This is a genomic window from Streptomyces nojiriensis, from assembly GCF_017639205.1.
Lineage (GTDB): Bacteria > Actinomycetota > Actinomycetes > Streptomycetales > Streptomycetaceae > Streptomyces > Streptomyces nojiriensis.
The window spans coordinates 1,154,362-1,174,640 of record NZ_CP071139.1; the positions used below are offsets into that span (position 1 = coordinate 1,154,362).

The window sequence follows — 20,279 nt, forward strand, 5'->3', positions numbered from 1 at the left end:
CCGTCACTGGTACGGGATGTCGATACCGGCGGCGCGCAGGTTCGCCTCGACCAGTGCGTTCAGCCGGGCGATGGCCGGCGCCCGGTCCTCGCGGTGGTGGTTGACCAGTCCGTACCGGGAGGCGGTGTCGGACCGGCCCCGGGACCCCGTCGGCATCGTCAGCAGCGCCCGGTCCGCCAGCAGCTTGCCGGTCAGCAGGGACGCCAGCTCCTCGATCCGCGGGTCGTCGGGATCCCAGGACGCGGCGTCCGCGCCGCGCTTGGTCAGTTCGACGTACTCGGGATCGTCGAGCGAGTGGTGGAGCCGGGTCAGGAAGCTGTCGAAGACCTCCGGGATCAGCGCCCGGGCCAGCACCAGGGCCTCTCGTTGCGTGGCCACGTAGTCGGGGCCGAACCCGAGGTCGGTGAGTCGGTCCAGGGCGGCGCAGGCCCGGTCGGGCAGCAGGGCGCGGTCGCCGTCGGTGAGTCGGTGCAGCGTGTCCCGGCGTGCGCTCAGGTCCTCGATCCGTTCGGTGAGCCGGCTGCGTACGTCGTCCAGGGCCGCGGCGAACTTCTCGGGATCGGCGGCGAGCAGCTCGACCGTCTCGGCCAGCGGCACGCCGGCCGAGGCGAGGGTCCGGACCTGGACCAGCCGGAGCAGGTCGGCCGATCGGTAGCGCCGATAGCCGGAGCCGTCGCGTCCCGGCTCGGCGACCAGGCCGAGCCGGTGGTAGTGCCGCACGGTCTTGACCGTGACGCCGGCGAACGCGGCCGCCTGACCGATCGTGAGCCCGTCTGTCATCGGCTCGGCACACCTCTCGCTCGTGGGGGTTCCGGGCGATCACCGCGGCGATCACCGGGGCGAGGGTAGCTCGCGTCGGCCCATGTCCGCGACGGGTGTTGACCTTGACCTCGGGTCAGGGTGGAAGGTCGGTGCACGGCCGCCTCGACGGGGTCGTGGAGCCGCCGGGACCACCGGGGCTGCCGGGGGTCCGACACCGTGCACGAGGGGAATCATGAGGCGAACGAGCGACAGCGGCCTGGCCGGAGCAGGGCTGAGCAGACTGCGCGAGGTACTGACACGACACGTCGAGTCCAAGCGGATTCCCGGGCTCGTCGCCCTCGTCGGCCACGGCGGCCGGACGTTCGTCGAAGCGATCGGGACGATGCGCCACGACGGTGGCGCGCCGATGCGCCGGGACACGATCTTCCGGATGGCGTCCGCGTCCAAGCCGGTCACGATGGCGGCGGCGATGGTCCTGCTCGACGAGTGCCGGCTGCGCCTGGACGACCCGGTGGACCCGTGGCTGCCCGAACTCGCCGGCCGACGGGTGCTGAAGCGGCCCGACGGCCCGCTGGAGGACACCGCCCCGGCACGGCGTCCGATCACCGTACGGGATCTGCTGACCTCCACGTTCGGGCTCGGAGTGGACTTCGACCTGCTGGACACCCCGATCCGGGCCGCCACCTTCGCGCGGACCGACTACGGCGTGGCCTCGGGGCCGGCGCCCGGGCCGGACGAGTGGATGCGCCGCCTGGGCGAGCTGCCGCTGTCGTACCAGCCCGGCGAGCGATGGCAGTACGACCTCAGCAACGAGGTGGTCGGCGTGCTGGTCGCCAGGGTCGCGGGCCGCCCGTTGGAGGCGTTCCTGCGCGAACGCGTCCTCGATCCGCTGGGGATGAAGGACACCGGCTTCCACGTACCCGCCGACGGCATCGACCGGCTGCCGCCCCTGTACGGGCCCGATCCGCAGACCGGAGAGTTCCTCGTCTGGGACGAGGCGGCCGGGGGAAGGTCCAGCCGGCCCCCGGCGTTCCAGGGCGCCGGCGGCGGGCTGGTCTCCACCGTCGACGACTACCACGCCTACTTCCGGATGCTGCTGAACCACGGCGTGCACGGCGGCGAACGGATCCTGTCCCGGGCCGCCGTCGAGCTGATGACCACCAACCGCCTCACGTCCGGGCAGCAGGCCGCCCGGGACGCCATGTACGGGAACGTCGCCCACATGACGGCCGGACAGGGACTGCTCGGCGGCTGGGGCTTCGGAATGGCGGTACGCACGCACCGCGACGGCTACGCGCCCGTCGGCCAGTTCGGCTGGGACGGCGGTACCGGCACCACCGCCTACGCCGACCCGCACCATCGGCTCACCGGGATCCTGCTCACCCAGGTCGGGATGTCCACCCCCGATTCCTCACGGCTCGTCCACGACTTCTGGACCACCCTCTACCAGGCCGTCGAGGACTGACGGAGGCCGGCGGACCAGCAGGGCAGGAGGCCGGCAGGCCAGGAACTCAGGAGGTCAGGCGGTGGACCAGGACCGGCTTCACGGCCGGCACCGGGGCCGCCGTGCCGGTCTCGATCAGCTCGTGCACCGCGTCCGCGATCTGCGCGGCCGACGGCATGTCCAGCCGGACCGTGGTGAGCGGGGGCTGCTGGAGCGTCGAGAGGACCAGGTCGTCACAGCCGACCAGGGCGACCTCGTCCGGGACGGAGATGCCCTCGGCCCGCAGCGCGTGCAGCAGCAGGGCGGCGTACTCGTCGTTGTAGGTGAAGGCGGCGTCCAGGCCGAGGCTGCGCCAGCGCCTGGCGAGCTCGCTCGCGGACTCCCGGGTGTAGGACAGTTCCAACGGGGTGACGGTGGCCGGGTGCCGGGCCGCCACCGACTCGGCGCCCGCGAGGCGGGGCTCGGCGAAGGCGCCGAGGCCGCGTTCCCGGGGCATCACCACGCCGATCCGGGTCCGGCCGCGCGCGATGAGGTGCTCGGCCGCGGTGGCACCGATCCGGGTGTGGTCGAAGCCGACGGTGTACACCCCCTCGACGGGGTGGGACGCGAAGGCCAGCAGGCCGCGCACTCCCGCGCGGGCCAGTACCTCGGCCGCCTGGGCGGTGAAGCGGTCTCCGTCCAGGGCGACGACGGCCGCGGGGCGCAGTTCGGCCCAGGCCCGGGCGGCGTCGAGGGGGTCGGCGAACCGGCCCGCGTGCAGGACGGCCGTGTAGCCGAAGCGGTCGAGCTCGCTGTGCAGATCGTCGACCCAGTCGCTGACGAGGCGGCCGATCGCGGAGATCGACGAGGGCATCAGGACGAGGTTGCTGCGGCCGGCGCGCAGGGAACGGGCGGCCGCGTGCGGTACGTAGCCGAGCTGTTTGGCCGCGTCGAGCACGCGGGCACGGGTGCCGGCGCTCACCCGGTGGCCCTGGGTGTCGTTCAGGACGAAGGAGACCGTGGCACGTGACACCCCGGCGAGGCGGGCCACGTCGGCGCTGGTGATGGACGCGGGGACGTGCGTGTCTCTGGTCATGACGTCCCTCGACGCTCCTTCTGCTCGGACCGGCATCCCATCAGGCACCGATACGGGCACCGGCACGAGCACCGGCACGGGCACCGGTTTCGCTCGGGTGACTCCTTCCTTCTCAGGTTACACGAGTCAAATCAAGGGGGCGGGGGTGTGCAGGAGCCTGGAGGCTCCCGCGAGGTCGTCGAGTGCGGTCACGACCGAGTCGAAGCGCATCGTGGTGCGGTTGCGCGTGTCGTACGGCCGCCACTGCGGCAGGTCGGGGTGGTTGGGGTCGCCGGTGCGGACGAAGGCGATCCAGGCCCGGTGCATGGCGTACGCGAGGCCGTCACGGACGGCGGGGGCGAGGCCGGCCAGGAAGGGCGCGTGCGCCCACTGGTCGAAGTTGTCGAAGACGAAGGGGAGTTCGAGGCAGTGCGCGGCGCCGAGACGACCCTCGTACGCGGGGGTCGGCAGGTCGAACTGGTAGGCCCATACCGGACTGCCCGTCTCGGCGCGCGCTTCGGCCAGCCGTACCGCCGGGATCCGGAAGAGCTCGTCCGTGATGAGGTCCATCAGGACGTCGGCGGGCCGGGCTCCGGGCCGGGCCCGCTCGTACGCCGCGTACACGCCCGCCGCGGCTTCGCTCCCGAAGGTGTCCGCGATCCGATCGGTCACCTGCTCCCGGGTGGCGGCGGCGTACCCCTCGTCGAGGGCGAAGCCGAAGTTGGCCTCCTCCCGTGTCCAGCCGATCATGACGTCGACATCGGCCGCGGCCCCGCCCAGCAGGGCCTCCGCAGGGTGGCCGGAGAGGGTGACTCCGTCGATCACGGGCAGGAAGGGCGTCGGCCAGTACCCCCAGCGCATGGTCTGCGCGAACAGCCCGGCGCCCGCTCCGATCAGCTCGGGCCAGGGCAGCGCGCGCAGCTCCGCCAGGTCCTTGGCGCCGGCCAGCTCCAGGTAGGCGGCGGTGCGCTCCAGATACGCCGCCGGGCCGGGGAGGTCCAGGCCGAAGGGCGGGCTCTGCAGGATCACCCGCCGGATCAGGCCCTCGGTCTGCGGGTGGCCGGCGAGGGCGGCGGTGGACACCGCGCCGCCGGACTGCCCGGCGACCGTGATGCACTCCGGATCGCCGCCGAAGGAGGCGACGTTCTCCTTCACCCACTGCAGGGCGGCGAGCTGGTCGGTGAGCCAGAAGTTGCCGCCCTCGTCCCCCGCACCGCCTTCCCCGTCACCGGGGTAGAGGTAACCCAGCGGACCGATGCGGTAGTTGATGCTCACGACGACGAGGTCGCCGTCGCGCGCGAAGGTCTCGCCGGAGTAGCCGGGCAGCGAGCCGGAGCCGGACACGAAGCCGCCGCCGTGGATCCAGACCAGGACCGGGCGCCGGGCGTCGTCGACGGCGGGTGTCCAGAGGTTCAGGGTCAGGCAGTCCTCGTCGAAGGGGGGTGACCCGTGCCCGCCGAGCACCGGATCTCCGCCCTCCATGTACATCTGCGGCGCGCTCGGGCCGTCGGCGGTGGCGTCCCGCGTACCGCTCCAGCCGGTGTGCGGCCGGGCGGGCCTCCAGCGCAGGTCACCGACCGGCGGGGCGGCGTAGGGCACGGCCCGGAAGACCGTGACCCCGCCCTCGTTCGCGCCGCGCAGGCGTCCTGCGGGCAGGTCCACCACCGTCCGGTCCTCGCCTGGGGGGTGAGACATGAGCCGTTCCTTCCTCGCTGCCGCGCGCTGGGTGCGCGCCGCCGATCGAAAATATGGCGGAAATTTGTCGAACGTCAATGAGTCTCAATATCGAGAGCTCCGGGGCGCGCGCCTCACAGCCACAGGCTGTTCGAGGCCATCCGCTCCGACTCCGTCTCCAGCAGCGGAGCGAAGGCCCGCCACAGGACGAGGCAGGCCCCGGCGCCGACGAGGACGCCGGCGACGGTGTCGCTGAGCCACTGGGCGTGGAGCCAGGTCCGGCTGCCCATCATGGCGAGGACGTACACGGCTCCGAACGCCCACCACCAGCGTCGCGCACGCGGCGGGAACAGCACCACCGCAACGGAGACCACCAGCGTCACCGCGCCGAACACCTGCCCGGAGGGGTACGAGCCGTCGCTGACCAGCACCCACGGGTGCGGCGGACGCGGCCGGTCGGCCAGCTGCTTGAGGGGCAGCAGCACGACGAGGTTGGCGACGACGGTCACCGTGAAGACGAACAGCCCCGAGCGCCAGCGCCCGTAGACGCACAGGCAGCCGACCACCAGCAGCGGCAGCACCGTGCCGAGCGGGCCGCCGAGCCGGTCGAGGACGGTGGTGAGGCCGCCGAGGCCGTCACCGCCGGCGCCGGCGGATCCCGCGGCGGCAGAGTCGTTCACCGAGGCCGCCCAGCGGTCGTCGAACTCCTGGAAGAAGGGCCGCCGGTCCAGCCGGAGCAACAGCCCGGTCAGCAGCGCGAGGACCAGGAGGGCGATGCCGAGGCCGAGCGCATGACGCGGCGGGGCCGCCGGAAGGTGGTGCCGGGGCGGAGGGACCGGCAGGGGCGGCCGGGACGGCGGCACGAAGGAGGGCGAGGGGAACATGGCGGGCCTTTCACGGTCGTCTCCCCAAGCGGTGGGGGCACGCGGAGAGCAGGCACGGGACGGTGGAGCGCACGGGAGGGCGTCGGGGGGCGCCACGGGGGAACGCGGTCGGGGAACGGCAGCCGGTCACACGACATCGGGATACGGCATCGGGGTGCGGCCGGAAGCCACGGGAACGCGGCGGCGGGCGCACGGCACCCGGCGACGCCGGGGCGGGCGGGAAGCCCGCCGGCGACAGGATCGCCACGGTGCGGCACGGAGTATTGCCGATGCGTCACGACCGCCACAAGAGCAAGAGGGTTTCTCGACACATCTGCGGTGCCGGGTGGCCGCCACCGGGTGGTTACACGTCATGGCATGCCGACTCCTCCGACGGTCACGATCTGCACAACGACCGGCCGCAGGACCTGGCGGAGCCCGGAAATGGGTGCTACACAGTGTCCACCGCACTTGGTGACACGTGTAACAACATCACGTTACGAACGGCGTCCGCCATCGCACGCCCCGACGGCTACGCCGTCCCGCGCCCCTTCCCGGGCCGCCCCCTCTCGCACGTCACCTCTCGTCACCTCTCCCCCGCACGCCACCTCCCCGCTCCGTCCCCCGAGGAGTCGTCATGGCCACGCCCGAAGTCGTCGAACCGTCCGTACCCCCGACCGGGGAGCCCGCCGCCCGGCGTGGTCTCCTGTCGCTCCTGCTGGTCGCCAACTCGGCGATGATGGCGCTCTACATGGGCGTCGGCTCCGTCCTGCTGCCCACCCAGGTCGCCGCGATCGCCCCCGACGACAAGGTCGCCGTACTCGGCCTGATCGGCGGCGTCAGCGCGGTCTTCGCCACCGCCTTCAACCCCATCGCCGGCGCCCTCTCCGACCGCAGCGGGCGCCGCAACCCGTGGATCGTGGGCGGCGGCCTGGCCTCGCTCGTCCTCCTCGCCGCCCTCGGCAGCGCGACCACGGCGCTGCTCGTCGGCATCGGCTGGTGTCTCATCCAGGCGACGATGAACGTCTTCCAGGCCGCGGTCACCGCGATCGTGCCCGACCGGATCCCCGCGGCCCGCCGGGGCACCGCGTCCGCACTGGTCGGGCTCGGCCTGCCGATCGGCGGTACGGTCGGCGTGCTCATCGCCTCCTGGACCGCGGACCAGCTGCGCACCGGCTACCTCGTCCTCGGCGCCGTCGTCGCCGGGTCCGCCCTGCTGCTCAGCGCCTTCTGCCGGGACGTCCCGCGCACCGAGCCGGCCACCGCGGCGCCCGCCCGGCCCAAGGGCGCCCAACTGGCCGCCTTCCTCTCGGCCCTGGCCAACCACGACTTCCGGTGGGCCTTCATCGGCCGGGCCCTGATGGTCCTCGGCTACTTCTCCGTCGTCGGCTACCAGCTGTACATCCTCGGCGACCACATCACGCTGCCCGACGGGCTGACGCCGCCGGCCGCGATGGCCGTCCTCACCCCGGTGTCGATGGTCGCGATGGCCGTCTCCACCGTGGTGGGCGGTCTGCTGTCCGACCGCTGGAACCGCCGCAAGGTGTTCGTCGGCGTATCGGCGGCCCTCGCCGGGCTCGTCATGGTGGTCCCCGTGGTCAGCCCGACCTGGACCGGCATGCTCGTCTTCAGCGCGCTCAACGGGCTCGCCTTCGGCTGCTTCATGGCCGTCGACACCGCGCTCGTCACCCTGGTCCTCCCGCGGGCCGAGGACGCCGCCCGCGACATGGGCGTCCTCAACATCGCGAACGCCGGGCCGCAGATCATCGCCCCGTTCGTGGCCTCGGCCGTCGTCACCGGCCTGGGCGGCTACACCCCGCTCTTCCTCGTCGGCGGGGCCCTCTCGCTGGTCGGCGCGCTCGCCATCCTCCCGATCCGCAGCGTGCGCTGACCCCTTTGCCGGGTCGCCCGTCCGCAGCTCCGGCGGGCGCACGCCGAGGGTCGTGCGCCCGCCGGTCCCCACCCCTGCTCACCCTCGACTTCCTCCCCTCCCAAGGAGCACCCTGTGAGACGCAAGCGAGTTCTGCCGCTGGCCGCGCTGCTGCTGTGCACGCCGGCCCTGGCCGGCACGGCCCCGGCGGTCGCCGCGCCGCAGACCGCGCCCGCCGGCCCGTTGCGGATCCTGCTCACGAACGACGACGGCTACAACGCCCCCGGCATCCGCAAGGCCTTCGAGCGGCTGACCGCCGCCGGGCACGACGTCACGATCGTCGCCCCGCTCACCAACCAGAGCGGCACCGGCACGAAGATGATGAGCGCCCCGACGATCGCCGTGAAGCACCCCGAGCCGAAGGTCTGGGCCGTCGACGGCACCCCGGGCGACTCCGTCGCCTTCGGGCTGGCCGAGGTGTTCGCGGGCGACGCCCCCGACCTGGTCGTCTCCGGTACCAACTTCGGCCCGAACGTCGCCGGTCTCGCCACCCACTCCGGTACGGTCGGCGGCGCCGTCGCCGGGCTGGAGCACGGCGTACCGGCCATCGCGCTGAGCACCGGGGGCGTCACCGCGCCCGACCCGGTCACCACGGTCAACGCGATGGGGCCGACGCTCGACTTCGCGGTCAAGCTGATCGACCGGCTGCGGACACGGGCCCGGTCCGGGCCGCTGCTGCCCAAGGGCGTCGGCCTGAACGTCAACCACCCGGTGGTCGGCGCGGACGGCAAGGGGACGGCCGCGGGGGTGTCCTCGACCTTCCAGGACCCGCAGACCCTGCTCGAACCGGACTTCACCGACGCGGGCGACGGCACCTGGAAGATGACCGTCAAGGTCGACCTGCGGCCCGCAGCCAAGGGCGGTGACATCGAGGCCGTGACCGCCGACCGGATCGCCGTCAGCCCGATGAACGCCGACTGGAACACCGGGCCGGTCGACCAGGCCCTGACCTCCGCACTGATCGCCGGGCTCCGCCCCTGACGGTCCCGGCCGGGGCGGAGCCCGCACGCCGCTCCGCCCCGGCCGGCCGGGCCCCGGATCCAGGCCCGGCACGACCGCGGCCGCACCACGGCCCGGCAACGGCCCGACAACGGCTCGACATCGGCACGCACCCGGTGACATTTCCAGGAGGACGGATGAAAAGGCCCGGAACACGGCTGCCCTCGGCAAGGTCCCTGCTCGGTACCGCACTCACCCTGGTGGCGCTGCTCGCCGGCGCACCACCCTCGGCGGCGGCGTCACCGTCCGGCGGATCACCGCACCCGGTGGTCACCGTCGCGCAGGGCGCCCTGCGCGGCCAGTCCCGCGACGGCGCGCAGGAGTTCCTCGGCGTCCCCTACGCCGCTCCCCCGGTCGGGGACGCCCGGCTGCGGGCCCCCGCGCCCGCGCCCCGGTGGCACGGGGTGCGGGAGGCCACCCGGCAGTCCCCCGCGTGCCTGCAGTTCTCGCCCTTCGGCCTGAGCGATCCGTCGGCCGTCAGTGAGGACTGCCTGTACCTGGACGTGTACCGGCCCGGGACCGCCCGGCCCGGAGCCCGGCTCCCGGTGATCGTCTGGATGCACGGGGGCGCGTACAGCCAGGGAACGGGTACCCAGTTCGGCGGGCGGACCATGGCCGACCTCACCGGGAGCGTGGTGGTCAGCATCAACTACCGGCTGGGGCAGCTCGGTTATCTGGCGCTGCCCGAGCTCGGCCGGGAGAACGCCCTGCGCTCCGGGTCGTTCGGGCTGATGGACCAGCTCGCGGCGCTGCGCTGGACCCGGGAGAACATCGGCGCGTTCGGCGGGAATCCGGGCAGCGTGACGATCTCCGGGCAGTCGGCGGGCAGCGGTTCCGTCTGCGCGCTGCTGGCCGCGCCGTCGGCCGCCGGCCTGTTCCACCGGGCCGTGCTGCAGAGCGGTCCGTGCACGCTGCTGGGTACGCCGGACAGTGCGGACGCCGAGGAACAGGCGCGGTCCTTCGCCGCGCGGGCGGGCTGCACCGCTTCCGCCGAGGTGGCCGCGTGCCTGCGCGCCGCCTCCGGGGCGGCGCTGGTGGAGGCGGCCCGTACGCTGCCCACGCGCGGTCCGGCCGCCGGTGACGGGCTGCTGCCGGTCGCTCCCGCGCGGGCCATCGGGAGCGGTGCGTGGAACAAGGTGCCGGTGCTGATCGGGAGCACCCGCTCCGAGGCCCGCTTCTTCGTCGCCCTGACCCAGCCGAACCTGACCGCCGAGCAGTACACGGCGCAGATCCTGGCCGGTCACGGGGCGGCCGGGCCCGAGGTGCTCGCGCGCTATCCGGTCGCGAAGTACGGCTCGCCGTATCTGGCGCTGTCCGCGGTCATGACGGACTCGACCTTCGCGTGCCACACCGCGTGGACGGCGCAGCTGTTCGCGGCCCAGGTGCCGACGTACGTCTACGAGTTCGACGACCCGGCGTCGCCGACGCTCGCGGGCGCGCAGGTGCCGGGCCTGGACCAGTCGAACGCGCACAGTGCGGAGCTGGCCTATCTGCACGACTTCACCATGGGCGAGCGCCCTCTGACGCCGGTGCAGGTCGCGCTCGGGAACCGGATGAAGCGCTACTGGGCGGCGTTCGCCCGCTTCGGCGCCCCTGTGGTGCCGGGCCAGACCCCGTGGCCGCCGGCCGGTGCCGGAGCCGGATCCGGATCCGCCACTGTGCTCGTCCTCGACCCGGCGGCGACGCGCACCAGCACCTCCTTCGGGGCGGAGCACAGTTGCGCGTTCTGGCGGACCCAGCCTCCCCGGCCGCTCTGAGATCCGGCCCCGACCGACCGGTCGGGGAGTAGAATTGGATCATCAGGGGAGGGGGCCGGATGGACCGGAACATACGCACGGTCGAGGACGTACTGAAGCTGCTGGACGGCCTCTTCGCACCGGAGGCCGACCGGTGGACGGACGACGGGGCGTCCTGGTGGGACGGTTTCTACGCGGACCGCTCCAAGCCGGTCCCGTTCTTCGTGCCGAAGCCGGACGAGAACCTGGTCTCGTACCTCGACCGGGGCCTGATCGCCCCGGGCCGCGCCCTCGACCTGGGCTGCGGTCCGGGCCGCAACGCGCTGCACCTCGCCTCCGTGGGCTTCGAGGTGGATGCCGTCGATCTGTCCCCGGCGGCCCTCGCCTGGGGCGAGGAGCGGGCCCGCGAGGCGGGGGCCGAGATCAGGTTCCACCGCGGGAACGCCTTCGACCTCGCCGCGACCGCGCTGAGCGGCCCGTACGACCTGATCTACGACTCGGGCTGCTTCCACCACCTGCCGCCGCACCGCCGCATCAGCTATCTCGCCCTCCTCGAACGGTCCCTCGCGCCCGGCGGCCATCTCGCGCTCACCTGTTTCGCGGCCGGCGCGATGGGATCCGAGATCCCCGACGAGGAGTTCTACCGCGAGGCGGGCCTCCAGGGTGGACTCGCCTACACCCCGGAGTCCCTGCGGGCGATCTTCAGCGACCTGACCGAGGTCGAACTGCGCCGGATGCGGGACGAGCCCGCCGAGTCCCCGCTGTTCGGCGAGCCCTTCCTCTGGACGGCCCTGCTCCGCCGCCCCGCCGGGTCGTAGCCCCCGGGGCGTGTCCTGTCGTCAGGCGGACGGGGGCCGGGGGCGTCGCTGCGCCCACGGTCGGACCTCCTCCAGTTGTGCCGCGACCCGCAGGACGGTCGCCTCGTCGTCCCGGCGGCCTACCAGTTGCACGGCGAGCGGCAGACCGTCCTCGCCGAGGCCCGCCGGGACGGAGGCGGCCGGGTGCCCTGTCACGTTCCACAGTGCGGTGTAGGCGACCATCGGGCGCGAGCGCGCCAGCGCCGTCAGCAGCCCGGCACCGTCCAGCGCGCCCACCGGGCGCGGGCGCTCGGCGACGACCGGGGTCAGCAGCAGGTCCATGGTGGTGAACATGCGGTCGGCGCGCTCCGCCAGCCGCTCCCCCGCCCGGATCCCGCGCTCCACGGCGGACTCGGGGACCAGCCGGGCGAGCGCCAGGGTCTGCCGGGTGCGCCGTTCCAGCAGGTCGGGACGCTCGACGGCGTCGGCCTCGGCCCGCACGCCACCGCAGAACTGCGCGGCGAACGGGGCCGTCGCGTCGGGGTAGCGGGGGTCGACCTCCCGTACGTCGTGGCCCAGTTCGCGCAGCGCCCGTACGGACTCCAGGACGGCCCCGACGTGTTCGGGATGCGGGCGCACCCCGGGCACGGCCGGCTTGACCGCATAGCCGATGCGCAGCCGGCCGGGCGGGGTCTCCAGGGCTTCCACCCAACGGGTGGCGGCGGGTCGGGCGCTCCAGCGGTCGGTGGGGGTGGTGCCGGCGAGCACGTCGTAGAGCAGGGCGGCGTCGCCCACGCTGCGGGTCAGCGGCCCCACGGTGCCGAGGGCGTACCAGAGGTGCGGGTTCGGGGCGGTGGAGACCCGGCCGCGCTGGGGTTTGAGGCCGAACAGACCGCAGCAGGCGGCCGGTATGCGGATGGATCCGCCGCCGTCGCCGCCGAGGGCCGCCCCGACCAGTCCGGCCGCGACGGCGGCGGCGCTGCCGCCGCTGGAGCCGCCGGGGGTGCGGGTGGTGTCCCAGGGGTTGCGGGTGTGACCGTGGGCGGCGGACTCGGTGAAGGGCCACTGGCCGAACTCGGGCATCGTCGTCTTGCCGATGACGACGGCTCCGGCGGCGCGCAGGCGGCGTACCGCTTCGGAATCGGCGGTGACGGGGGTCCGGTTGGCGGAGCCGCCGAAGGTGGTGACCTGGCCCGCGACGTCCAGTTCGTCCTTGACGGCGATGGGGACGCCGTGCAGCGGACCGGTCGGCTCCGCCGCGTCCCGGGCATCGGCCTCGGCGAGGGCCTGCCCGGCGAGGACGACGCGGAAGGCTCCGAGGACGGCATCGGTCCGGGCGATGCGGCGCAGGGCGGCCTCGACGAGGGCGCGTGAGGTGGTCTTGCCGGTGCGCACCAGCTCGGCCTGGCGCGCGACCCCCTGGAACATCAACTCCGCGTCGTCCCGGTCCTGTTCGTAACGTCGTACGCCGTCCTCGTCCATGGACACCACCCTTTTCCCCTTACCTCTCGGTAACTCCGGTGCAAGGCTGGTGTCCATGCGCTCGCGCGTCAACCCCGTTCGGAGCCCGGGGGTGACGCCCGCCGGTCAGGAGGCCGCAGCCGGGCCGGGGCGACGGCGGTCGCGGATCCGGAGCACCGCGACGGACGTGGCCGTCAGCGCCACCGCGGCGCCCGCCAGCGTCAGGAGCCAGGCGGGGACGCCGCCCACCGTGAGCAGCTTGTCGTGGTAGATCGCCCTGCGGTACGGGGTGTCCTCGGCGGTGACGCGCAGTTCGTGGTCGGCGTCGATGCTGCCCGGCACGGGGAACCGCTGGTCGATGGCGGTGAGGAAGACGGGCTCGGCTCCGGCCAGTTCGGCGAGCGCGCCGGTCTCGGGGTGGATGGTCCCTGCGAAGGTCACCTCGGGTGCGGCGCCGCCGATCGGGGAGGCGGGCTCCATGCGGTGGTCGGCGAGGACGTACAGGCCGAGGGACTGCGGTGTCTTCGCCATCCGGGAGAGCCGCATCGGGTAGACCAGCCGTTCGCTGTCGAAGCGGATCCGCAGCGGGTCCAGGTCGCCGCGCAGCGGCTTGCCGCCCGCGCGCGGGGCGAGTCGTACCGCCACGTACTCCCAGTGCTGGTCCACGTACGGTTCGACCTCGGTGGCGAGGCGGTCGGGAAGCTTGAAGCCGTTGCTCTCCAGCCAGTTCTTCAGGGCGTCCGGGTCGGTGGCGGTGAGCCGTGCGACGTCGAAGTCACCGAGCTGCTCGCGGCCGACGACGCCGACCGGTGGCGCCGCGGCGCCGGGTGCCGGGGCTCCGGCGCCGTCCCCCGTGCCCGAGGAGAAGGGCCAGTCGTGGTTGCGCGGCCAGAAGTAGCTGCGGTTCTTGTGCTCGGGCAGGGTGAGCCGGCCCAGTTCGTCGAACATCCTGCCGTCGCCCAGCTCCACCGTGGCCCGGCGCGGTACCGGCATGATCCAGGCGGCCCGGTGGGCGTCCCCGCCGACGGTGAACCGCATGACGATCTGTTCCGTACGGCCGTCCCAGCGCAGGACGGAGGTCTCCCGGTCGACGCCGATCCGGGACTGGCCGTCGGGAATCATGGCCCCGCACCCGCACGCGTAGGCGGGGTTGACCAGTGCGCCCAGCTGGGTCGCGAGCAGGGCGAACAGCAGTGCCACAATTCTTCGTTTCATCCTCACGGGGTCTGTGACGAAGGCCCCGCAGATCCGGTTCCGACCCCCCTCGCCGACCGCTGCGACCTGGCCTCATACTGTGCCCCATGACGGGGAGCGAGAAGCGGCAGCAGGCTCTGCTGCGCCGGTCCGCGGTGCTGCGCAGCCCGCTGGTTCCGGATGCCGTGGTGGCGGAGATCGCACGGCACGACTGGGAGTCCATCGAGTGCGGCTGCGGCCGCTCGGCGGGCCATCTGGTGGACGCCGTGCGGGATGCCGCCGAGGGGCATCCGTCCGCGTTCCACGCGCTGGAGGGGCACGTCTTCTTCGCGGAGCACCTGAAGCCGCCCGCCCCGGCGGTGTGCGGTGTCCTGATGGCCGTGTGGGCCGTGCACCCGCCCCGGCGGGCGACCCGCGAGGCCCTGCTGTGGACCCTGCTGGCCCTGCTGTGCACGGTGGACGACGGCGGCACCCACGAGGCCGGACTGCACGGGCAGTGCGCCGCCTTCATCCGTACGGGTGTCGACGGCTTCCGCCGTGAGATCGCCGCCGACCCGGGTTCCGGGAGCGCCGCCTACGCGGAGGGCATCCTGGACATCCTCGGCCTGCCCGCCTGAGTCCGGGGATCAGCCGGCCGCCGTCAGGCACCGCCGCAGCCGCGCCACCGTGACGTCCTCCAGGGACTCGGCGAAGGTCCGCGGCGGTGACGCCGGTACCGCCAGCAGGGACGGGACCACCAGGACCGCGCAGCCGGCCGCCTCCGCGGAGGCGGCGCCGTCCGGCGAGTCCTCCACCGCGACGCAGGCACCCGGTGCGATGCCGAGGCGTCCGGCGGCGGCCCGGTAGGGGTCCGGGTGCGGCTTCGTGCGGGCGGTGTCGTCGGCGGACAGGGTGAAGGCGAAGGGGACGTGCGCCAGGGAGCCTCCGACCACCGAGTCGACGACCACCCGCGGTGACGCGCTGACCAGGGCGAAGGGCACGCCCTCCGCCTCCAGTGCGGTCAGCAGCCGCTGGGCGCCGGGCCGCATCGGTGCCCCGGCCTCCACCGCGCGGAAGAAGTGCTCGGTGAGCGCCGCCGCCACCTCGGCCGGGTCTCCTCCTCCGGAGACCCGTACGAGGTGGGCGGCGGTGTCCTCCACCGCCCGGCCGACGACTTCCGGCGCGTCCGCGCCGGTGAGCCGGTGGCCGAGGCCGCCGGCTATCTCCTCGGTGGTGCGCCACCACAGCACCTCGGTGTCGACGAGGGTGCCGTCCATGTCGAACAGGACCGCGGCGAGGGTGCTCACGCGGACCCGGCCACGACGAGCACCGGCCGCCGGGCCAGTCCCACGGCGGCGCGCGCTCCCGGCACCAGGGCTCCGGCGTCCCGCGAGGCCAGGTCCGCCTTCACGCTCACCCCGCCCGGCAGTTCCAGGTGGAGCCGGGTCACGGAGCCGAGGAAGGAGGCGGAGACCACGGTGGCCGTGCCCTCGGCGTCGGCGTCGACGGTGACGTTCTCGGGCCGTACGAGGACCTGTACCTGCGGGGTCGTGGGGACCGGGCCGTCGACGGGCAGGCGGGTGCCCGCCACCTCCACCAGGCCGGCATCGGTGAGCCGGCCGGGCAGCCGGTTCATGGTGCCGACGAACTCGGCGACGAAGGGGGTGGCCGGGCGGTCGTACAGCTCGGCCGGGGCGGCGCACTGCTCCAGCTTCCCGGCGTTCAGGACGGCGACCCGGTCGGCCATCGACAGGGCTTCCTCCTGGTCGTGGGTGACGAAGACGGTGGTGATGCCGAGGGAGAGCTGCAGGCGCCGGATCTCCTCGCGCAGGTTCGCCCGTACCTTGGCGTCGAGCGCGGAGAGCGGCTCGTCGAGCAGGAGTACGCGCGGGCGCAGGGCGAGGGCGCGGGCGAGGGCGACGCGCTGCTGCTGCCCGCCGGACATCTGGTGCGGGTAGCGGTCGCCGTGGTCGGGCAGGCCCACCAGGTCGAGGAGTTCGGCGGCGCGTTCGCGGCGCTCGGCCGCGCCGACCCCCCGTACCCGCAGACCGAAGGCGACGTTGTCGCGGGCGTTGAGGTTCGGGAAGAGGCTGTAGGACTGGAAGACCATGCCGGCGTCGCGGCGGTTGGCCGGAACCCGGGTGATGTCCTGTCCGTCGACGAGGACCTCGCCGGAGTCGGGTTGTTCGAAACCGGCGACGACGCGCAGGGCGGTGGTCTTCCCGCAGCCGGACGGGCCGAGCAGGGCGAGGAGTTCACCGGGTTCGACGGTGAGGTCGAGCCCGTCGAGGGCGACGGTGGACCCGAACGCCCGGCGCAGGCCGCGGAACTCGACGCGCGCGCCCGCGGGCCGGTCGGGATCCGCCTGCTTCCTGGCCGCGGGAAGGGTGGTGGGCGTGGTGGACATGGGCTCAGGACTCCTTGCGGGAGGTGGTGGCGGGTGCGGCCGCGCCCGTGGAGGGGGCGGTCCCGGCCCGGGAGAGGGCGATCAGCAGCAGCCAGGTGATCAGGAGGCTGAGGATGGAGACGGCCACCGACATCCGGGCCTGTGCTCCGGAGATCGAGACGATCCACACCGCGAAGGGCCGGAACCCGAGGAGGGAGGCGATGGTGAACTCGCCGAGCACCAGGGCCAGGGTGAGGAAGGCGGCGCCGGCGAGGGAGGCCCGCAGGTTGGGCAGCAGCACGCGCAGGACGAGGTACGGCCAGCTCGCGCCGCAGCTGCGGGCGGCCTCGACCAGGGTCGGTACGTCGACGGCGCGCAGGCCCGCGTCGAGCGAGCGGTAGACGAAGGGGAGCGCCAGGACCGTGTAGGCGAGGACCAGGACGACGGGGAACTTCTCGTTCTGGACGGCGATGAAGGTCTGGTAGAGCGGGGTCCGCGACAGGTGTTCGGGGCCCCAGCGCAGCACGGTGGTGATGCCGGTGACCAGCGCGATCGGCGGCACCACCAGCGGCAGCATGCACATGACCTCGACGACCGGGCGCAGCCGCGGGGAGCCGATGCGTACGGCCACCAGCGCGGGTACGGCGAGCAGCAGCGACAGGGCGATGGTCGCGGCGGCGAGGCCGAGGGAGAGCAGCAGGCTCTCGGTGAAGCCGTCTGCGGAGAGCAGTTCGGTGTACGCCTCGAAGGTGATGCCGTGGCCGGGCACGTGCACGGTGAAGACGAACGAGGCGACGAGCGGGACGAGGAAGTAGGCGCCGGCGAGGCCGAGGACGGCTCCGCGCCAGATCCTGGGGCGGGGGCGGCGGGGGCGGCGGGCCGGGGTCCGTGCCGGGGCTCCGTCCTCCGGTGCTTCCGTGTCCCGGGCGCTGTCGGAGTACCGGGTGGTCGGGGTCATCGCAGCCATCGGGCGCTCCGTCGCTGGAGGGGCAGGTAGACCGCCATGACCAGGCCGGCGATCAGGATCATGTCGAGGCCGAGGGCGAGCGCCACGTTCTCCTGGCCGGTGAGCACGTTCCCGGACAGCGCGTCCGCGATCTTGAGCGTGACCAGGGGGACGGAGCCGCCGACGAGGGCCGCGGCCGTGGCGTGGGCGGCGAAGGCGGTCCCGAAGAGCAGCACGAACCCGCCGAGCAGGGAGGGCGCGAGCACGGGCAGGCCGACGTGGCGCCAGAACTGCCGGCCGGTGGCCCCGCTGCTCTGGGCGGCCTCACGCCATTGGGGGCGCAGTCCGTCCAGCGCGGGGGCGATCACCAGCACCATCAGCGGGATCAGGAAGTACAGGTAGACCACGGCGAGGCCGGTGAAGGAGTACAGGTTCCAGCCGAAGGCGGTGAGGTCGGCGAGCTGGGTGACGACGCCGGAGATCCCGACGGTGGCGATGAAGGCGAACGCCAGCGGTACGCCGCCGAAGTTGGCGAGCACCCCGGAGGCGGTCAGCGCGGCGCTGCGCAGGCCCGCGGAGCGGGAGGTGACCACGGCCTGGGCGATCACCACGCCCAGGACCCCGCCGACGAGTGCGGTGAGGGCGGAGAGCTGGACGCTGCCGATGAGGGAGTCGAGGTAGGGGCCCTGGAGGGAGCGCGCGAGGTGCTCACCGGTCAGCCGGGTGGCGCCGTTCGCCGGTTCGGTGCGGGTGACCGCGCCGTAGGCCATGGCGCCGAGGGGTATGCCGAAGCAGAGCCCGGTGAAGGTGAGCAGCGGGAGGGTCGCGAGCCAGGTGCGCGGGCCGCGCCGCCGGCGGCGGGTGCCGCCGGCGACGCGGGGGTCGGTGGTGGAGGACATCAGGAGAGGGCCTTGTCCCACTTCTCGGCGAGGGTGGCCTTGGCCTTGTCGAGCTCCTCGGAGGCGGGGAAGGCCGGGGTGCCCTGCACCTGCGGGAGCTTGGCGACGGCGGCCTGGTCGGCGGTGCCGTCCTGGGTCATGCCGGGGAGCAGGACCGGGCGGGCGTATCCCTTGAGCCACAGGTTCTGGCCCTCGGCGCTGTAGAGGAACTCCAGCCACAGGCGGGCGGCCGCCGGGTTCGGGGCCTCCTTGTTGACGGCCTGCGAGTAGTACTGGGCGTAGACGCCGTCGGTGGGGACGGCGACCTTCCAGTCGACGCCCTTGCCCTTGAACTGGTCGGCGTAGCCGGCGTTCAGGTAGTCCCAGTCGATGGAGATGGGCGTCTCGCCCTTCTCCACGGTGGCCGGGGTGGACTCGACCGGGATGAAGTTCCCGCTCTTCTTCAGCTGGCCGAAGAAGTCGATGCCGGGCTGGATGTCGGCGAAGGAGCCCTTGTTGGCGAGGGCGGCCGCGTAGACGCCGCCGAAGGCCGAGCCGGACTTGGTGGGGTTGCCGTTGAGGGCGACCTTGCCCTTGTACTCGGGCTTGAGCAGATCGGCGAAGGTCTGCGGGCAGGTGGGGATGCGGGCGGCGTCGCAGCCGATGGAGACGTAGCCGCCGTAGTCGTTGGTCCAGCGGCCGTCGGCGTCCTTCTGGGCGGCGGGGATCTTGTCCCAGCCGGTGACCTTGTACGGGGCGAAGAGGTTCTCGGCCGCGCCGCTGCGGGCGAAGGCGATGCCGAGGTCCAGGACGTCGGGGGCGCGCTTCTGGCCCTTGCGGGACTTGACGGCGGCGATCTCGTCGGAGCTGGAGGCGTCCGGGTTCTCGCCGTTCACCTTGATCTTGTACTTGGCCTCGAAGGCCTTGATGATCTCGCCGTAGTTCGCCCAGTCCGGCGGCAGCGCGATCACGTTGAGCTCGCCCTCCTTCTGCGCGGCGGCGGCGAGGGCCTCCAAGGAGCCGAAGTCGGCGACCGAGGTCGCGGCGCCCGGCTGCACGCTCTTGGCGCCGTCGGCGCCGCCGGACTTCTGGTCGGGGGCGGCACCGCAGGCGCTGAGCGTGGTGAGTACGGCGGCGCTGAGCAGAACGGCCGCACCGCGACGGGCGGAGGAACTGAGCACGGTCTCTCCCGGAGACGAAGGTGGGTTCACTTGTCTGAACAAGTTGGCTCCAGTTCGCCCGGGCCCGCTGTACGGACGGTGAACGCCGCCTGTCGCCCGGAGCACGTCTCGACGAAGAGAGAAGAATGACCGGAAGGAGTCGTGACAGAACCTGTTGGAATGATCATGGGAGACCGGTGCACAGCGATTCCGGTACGGCACCGCCGGAACACGGTGATCAGGGGGCGAAGGGCATGAGTACGAGCGCGGGCACGGCCAGGTACCTGGAGATCGCCGAGGCGCTGCGCCGGGAGATCCTCTCGGGCGAACTCCCGGTGGGGGCGCACCTGCCCTCGGAGAGCGACCTGGCGGCGCGCTGGTCCGCATCGCGCGGGACGGTCCGCCAGGCGGTGGCCACCCTCGCCGCGGAGGGGCTGATCGGCTCCCGCCAGGGCGCGCGGCGCATCGTCCTGCGCCGGGAGCGCCGGCACAGCTTCGGCGAGCTCAACAGCTTCGCCCAGTGGGCCGAGGGACTCGGGCACCGGGCCGCCAGCCGCTTCCTGTCGCGCACCCGCAGGCCCGCCACGGCCGAGGAGGCGGACCGGCTCGCGCTGGCCCCCGGTACGGAGGTCCTGGCCGTGCTGCGGCTGCGGCTGCTCGACGGGGAGCCCACCATGGTGGAGCGGACCGCGTACGCCGACTGGGTCGCGGCGGCCGTCGAGGCGCTGCCGGTGGACTGCCGTTCCGTCATGGACAGCCTGGCCGAGGGTTCCGGGGTCACCGCCCACTACGGCGAGCACCTCATCGACGCGCTTCCGGCCGGCAGCGAGGACGCCCGGCTGCTGGAGATCCGGCGCGGCAGCCCGCTGCTGCGCCAGCGGCACGTCTCCGCGACGGCCACCGGCCGCCCGATCGAGTGGTCCGACGACCGTTACCGGGCCGGCAGCGTGACCTTCAGTGTGAGCAACTCGTCGGTAGCAACTCCCTTGGAGCGGCGCGTCGGAGACCAGTGACCG

18 protein-coding genes are annotated in these 20,279 nt (G+C 73.4%); 7 read left to right on the forward strand and 11 right to left on the reverse strand.

All coding sequences use genetic code 11. The features are described from left to right. Positions 1 to 3: 3 nt before the first annotated feature. Positions 4 to 780, reverse strand: coding sequence for a helix-turn-helix domain-containing protein (locus JYK04_RS05660; RefSeq protein ID WP_189742518.1), 777 nt, complete (start codon positions 778 to 780; stop codon positions 4 to 6). A 214-nt stretch (positions 781 to 994) separates the two neighbouring features. On the opposite strand from JYK04_RS05660, the gene JYK04_RS05665 reads away from it, so the two are divergent. Then, on the forward strand, positions 995 to 2,227 hold the full coding sequence (locus JYK04_RS05665) for a serine hydrolase domain-containing protein (protein WP_189742521.1): 1,233 nt from the start codon (positions 995 to 997) through the stop codon (positions 2,225 to 2,227). Between the two features lie 46 nt (positions 2,228 to 2,273). Here JYK04_RS05665 and JYK04_RS05670 read toward each other — a convergent pair whose 3' ends face one another. The 3 genes from JYK04_RS05670 to JYK04_RS05680 form a co-directional block, all read right to left on the reverse strand. Further along, a complete protein-coding gene (locus JYK04_RS05670; protein WP_189742523.1) occupies positions 2,274 to 3,281 on the reverse strand; it encodes a LacI family DNA-binding transcriptional regulator in 1,008 nt (335 codons plus the stop codon). 126 nt (positions 3,282 to 3,407) lie between these two features. Continuing rightward, entirely contained in the window at positions 3,408 to 4,955 is a 1,548-nt protein-coding gene (locus JYK04_RS05675) for a carboxylesterase/lipase family protein (RefSeq protein ID WP_189742525.1), read from the reverse strand. Positions 4,956 to 5,068: 113 nt separating this feature from the next. Beyond that, on the reverse strand, positions 5,069 to 5,818 hold the full coding sequence (locus JYK04_RS05680) for a phosphatase PAP2 family protein (protein WP_189742527.1): 750 nt from the start codon (positions 5,816 to 5,818) through the stop codon (positions 5,069 to 5,071). A 616-nt stretch (positions 5,819 to 6,434) separates the two neighbouring features. Here JYK04_RS05680 and JYK04_RS05685 point away from each other — a divergent pair. The 4 genes from JYK04_RS05685 (at position 6,435) to JYK04_RS05700 (ending at position 11,280) form a co-directional block, all read left to right on the forward strand. Further along, on the forward strand, positions 6,435 to 7,688 hold the full coding sequence (locus tag JYK04_RS05685; protein ID WP_189742529.1) for an MFS transporter: 1,254 nt from the start codon (positions 6,435 to 6,437) through the stop codon (positions 7,686 to 7,688). Positions 7,689 to 7,802: 114 nt separating this feature from the next. Then, positions 7,803 to 8,708 (forward strand): 5'/3'-nucleotidase SurE, encoded by a 906-nt coding sequence (gene surE, locus JYK04_RS05690; protein WP_189742531.1) that lies wholly within the window; start codon positions 7,803 to 7,805, stop codon positions 8,706 to 8,708. A 155-nt stretch (positions 8,709 to 8,863) separates the two neighbouring features. Then, positions 8,864 to 10,483, forward strand: coding sequence for a carboxylesterase/lipase family protein (locus tag JYK04_RS05695; protein ID WP_189742533.1), 1,620 nt, complete (start codon positions 8,864 to 8,866; stop codon positions 10,481 to 10,483). 59 nt (positions 10,484 to 10,542) lie between these two features. Further along, positions 10,543 to 11,280, forward strand: coding sequence for a class I SAM-dependent methyltransferase (locus JYK04_RS05700; RefSeq protein ID WP_189742535.1), 738 nt, complete (start codon positions 10,543 to 10,545; stop codon positions 11,278 to 11,280). Positions 11,281 to 11,301: 21 nt separating this feature from the next. On the opposite strand, the gene JYK04_RS05705 is transcribed toward JYK04_RS05700, so the two are convergent. Both JYK04_RS05705 and JYK04_RS05710 read right to left on the reverse strand, forming a co-directional pair. Next, entirely contained in the window at positions 11,302 to 12,741 is a 1,440-nt protein-coding gene (locus tag JYK04_RS05705) for an amidase (protein WP_189742537.1), read from the reverse strand. A 105-nt stretch (positions 12,742 to 12,846) separates the two neighbouring features. Continuing rightward, positions 12,847 to 13,935, reverse strand: coding sequence for a DUF2330 domain-containing protein (locus JYK04_RS05710; RefSeq protein WP_189742539.1), 1,089 nt, complete (start codon positions 13,933 to 13,935; stop codon positions 12,847 to 12,849). An 86-nt stretch (positions 13,936 to 14,021) separates the two neighbouring features. Between JYK04_RS05710 and JYK04_RS05715 the strand changes: the two genes are divergently transcribed. Then, positions 14,022 to 14,531, forward strand: a complete 510-nt coding sequence (locus JYK04_RS05715; RefSeq protein ID WP_189742541.1) for a hypothetical protein — start codon at positions 14,022 to 14,024, stop codon at positions 14,529 to 14,531. Between the two features lie 9 nt (positions 14,532 to 14,540). On the opposite strand, the gene JYK04_RS05720 is transcribed toward JYK04_RS05715, so the two are convergent. From JYK04_RS05720 to JYK04_RS05740, 5 genes are read right to left on the reverse strand one after another with little or no spacing between them, the layout of a single operon-like run. Beyond that, on the reverse strand, positions 14,541 to 15,170 hold the full coding sequence (locus JYK04_RS05720; protein ID WP_189742777.1) for an HAD family hydrolase: 630 nt from the start codon (positions 15,168 to 15,170) through the stop codon (positions 14,541 to 14,543). Positions 15,171 to 15,196: 26 nt separating this feature from the next. After that, positions 15,197 to 16,300: an ABC transporter ATP-binding protein gene (locus tag JYK04_RS05725; protein WP_229876258.1), complete on the reverse strand. Its 1,104-nt coding sequence runs from the start codon at positions 16,298 to 16,300 to the stop codon at positions 15,197 to 15,199. 4 nt (positions 16,301 to 16,304) lie between these two features. Further along, positions 16,305 to 17,246, reverse strand: coding sequence for an ABC transporter permease (locus JYK04_RS05730; protein WP_229876261.1), 942 nt, complete (start codon positions 17,244 to 17,246; stop codon positions 16,305 to 16,307). Continuing rightward, positions 17,234 to 18,124 (reverse strand): ABC transporter permease, encoded by an 891-nt coding sequence (locus JYK04_RS05735; RefSeq protein ID WP_189742543.1) that lies wholly within the window; start codon positions 18,122 to 18,124, stop codon positions 17,234 to 17,236. The genes JYK04_RS05730 and JYK04_RS05735 overlap by 13 nt, the downstream gene beginning before the upstream one ends. Continuing rightward, on the reverse strand, positions 18,124 to 19,284 hold the full coding sequence (locus JYK04_RS05740) for an ABC transporter substrate-binding protein (RefSeq protein WP_373297472.1): 1,161 nt from the start codon (positions 19,282 to 19,284) through the stop codon (positions 18,124 to 18,126). Before JYK04_RS05740 ends, JYK04_RS05735 begins: the two co-directional genes overlap by 1 nt. 233 nt (positions 19,285 to 19,517) lie before the next feature. Between JYK04_RS05740 and JYK04_RS05745 the strand changes: the two genes are divergently transcribed. Then, on the forward strand, positions 19,518 to 20,276 hold the full coding sequence (locus tag JYK04_RS05745) for a GntR family transcriptional regulator (RefSeq protein WP_189742545.1): 759 nt from the start codon (positions 19,518 to 19,520) through the stop codon (positions 20,274 to 20,276). Positions 20,277 to 20,279 lie beyond the last annotated feature (3 nt).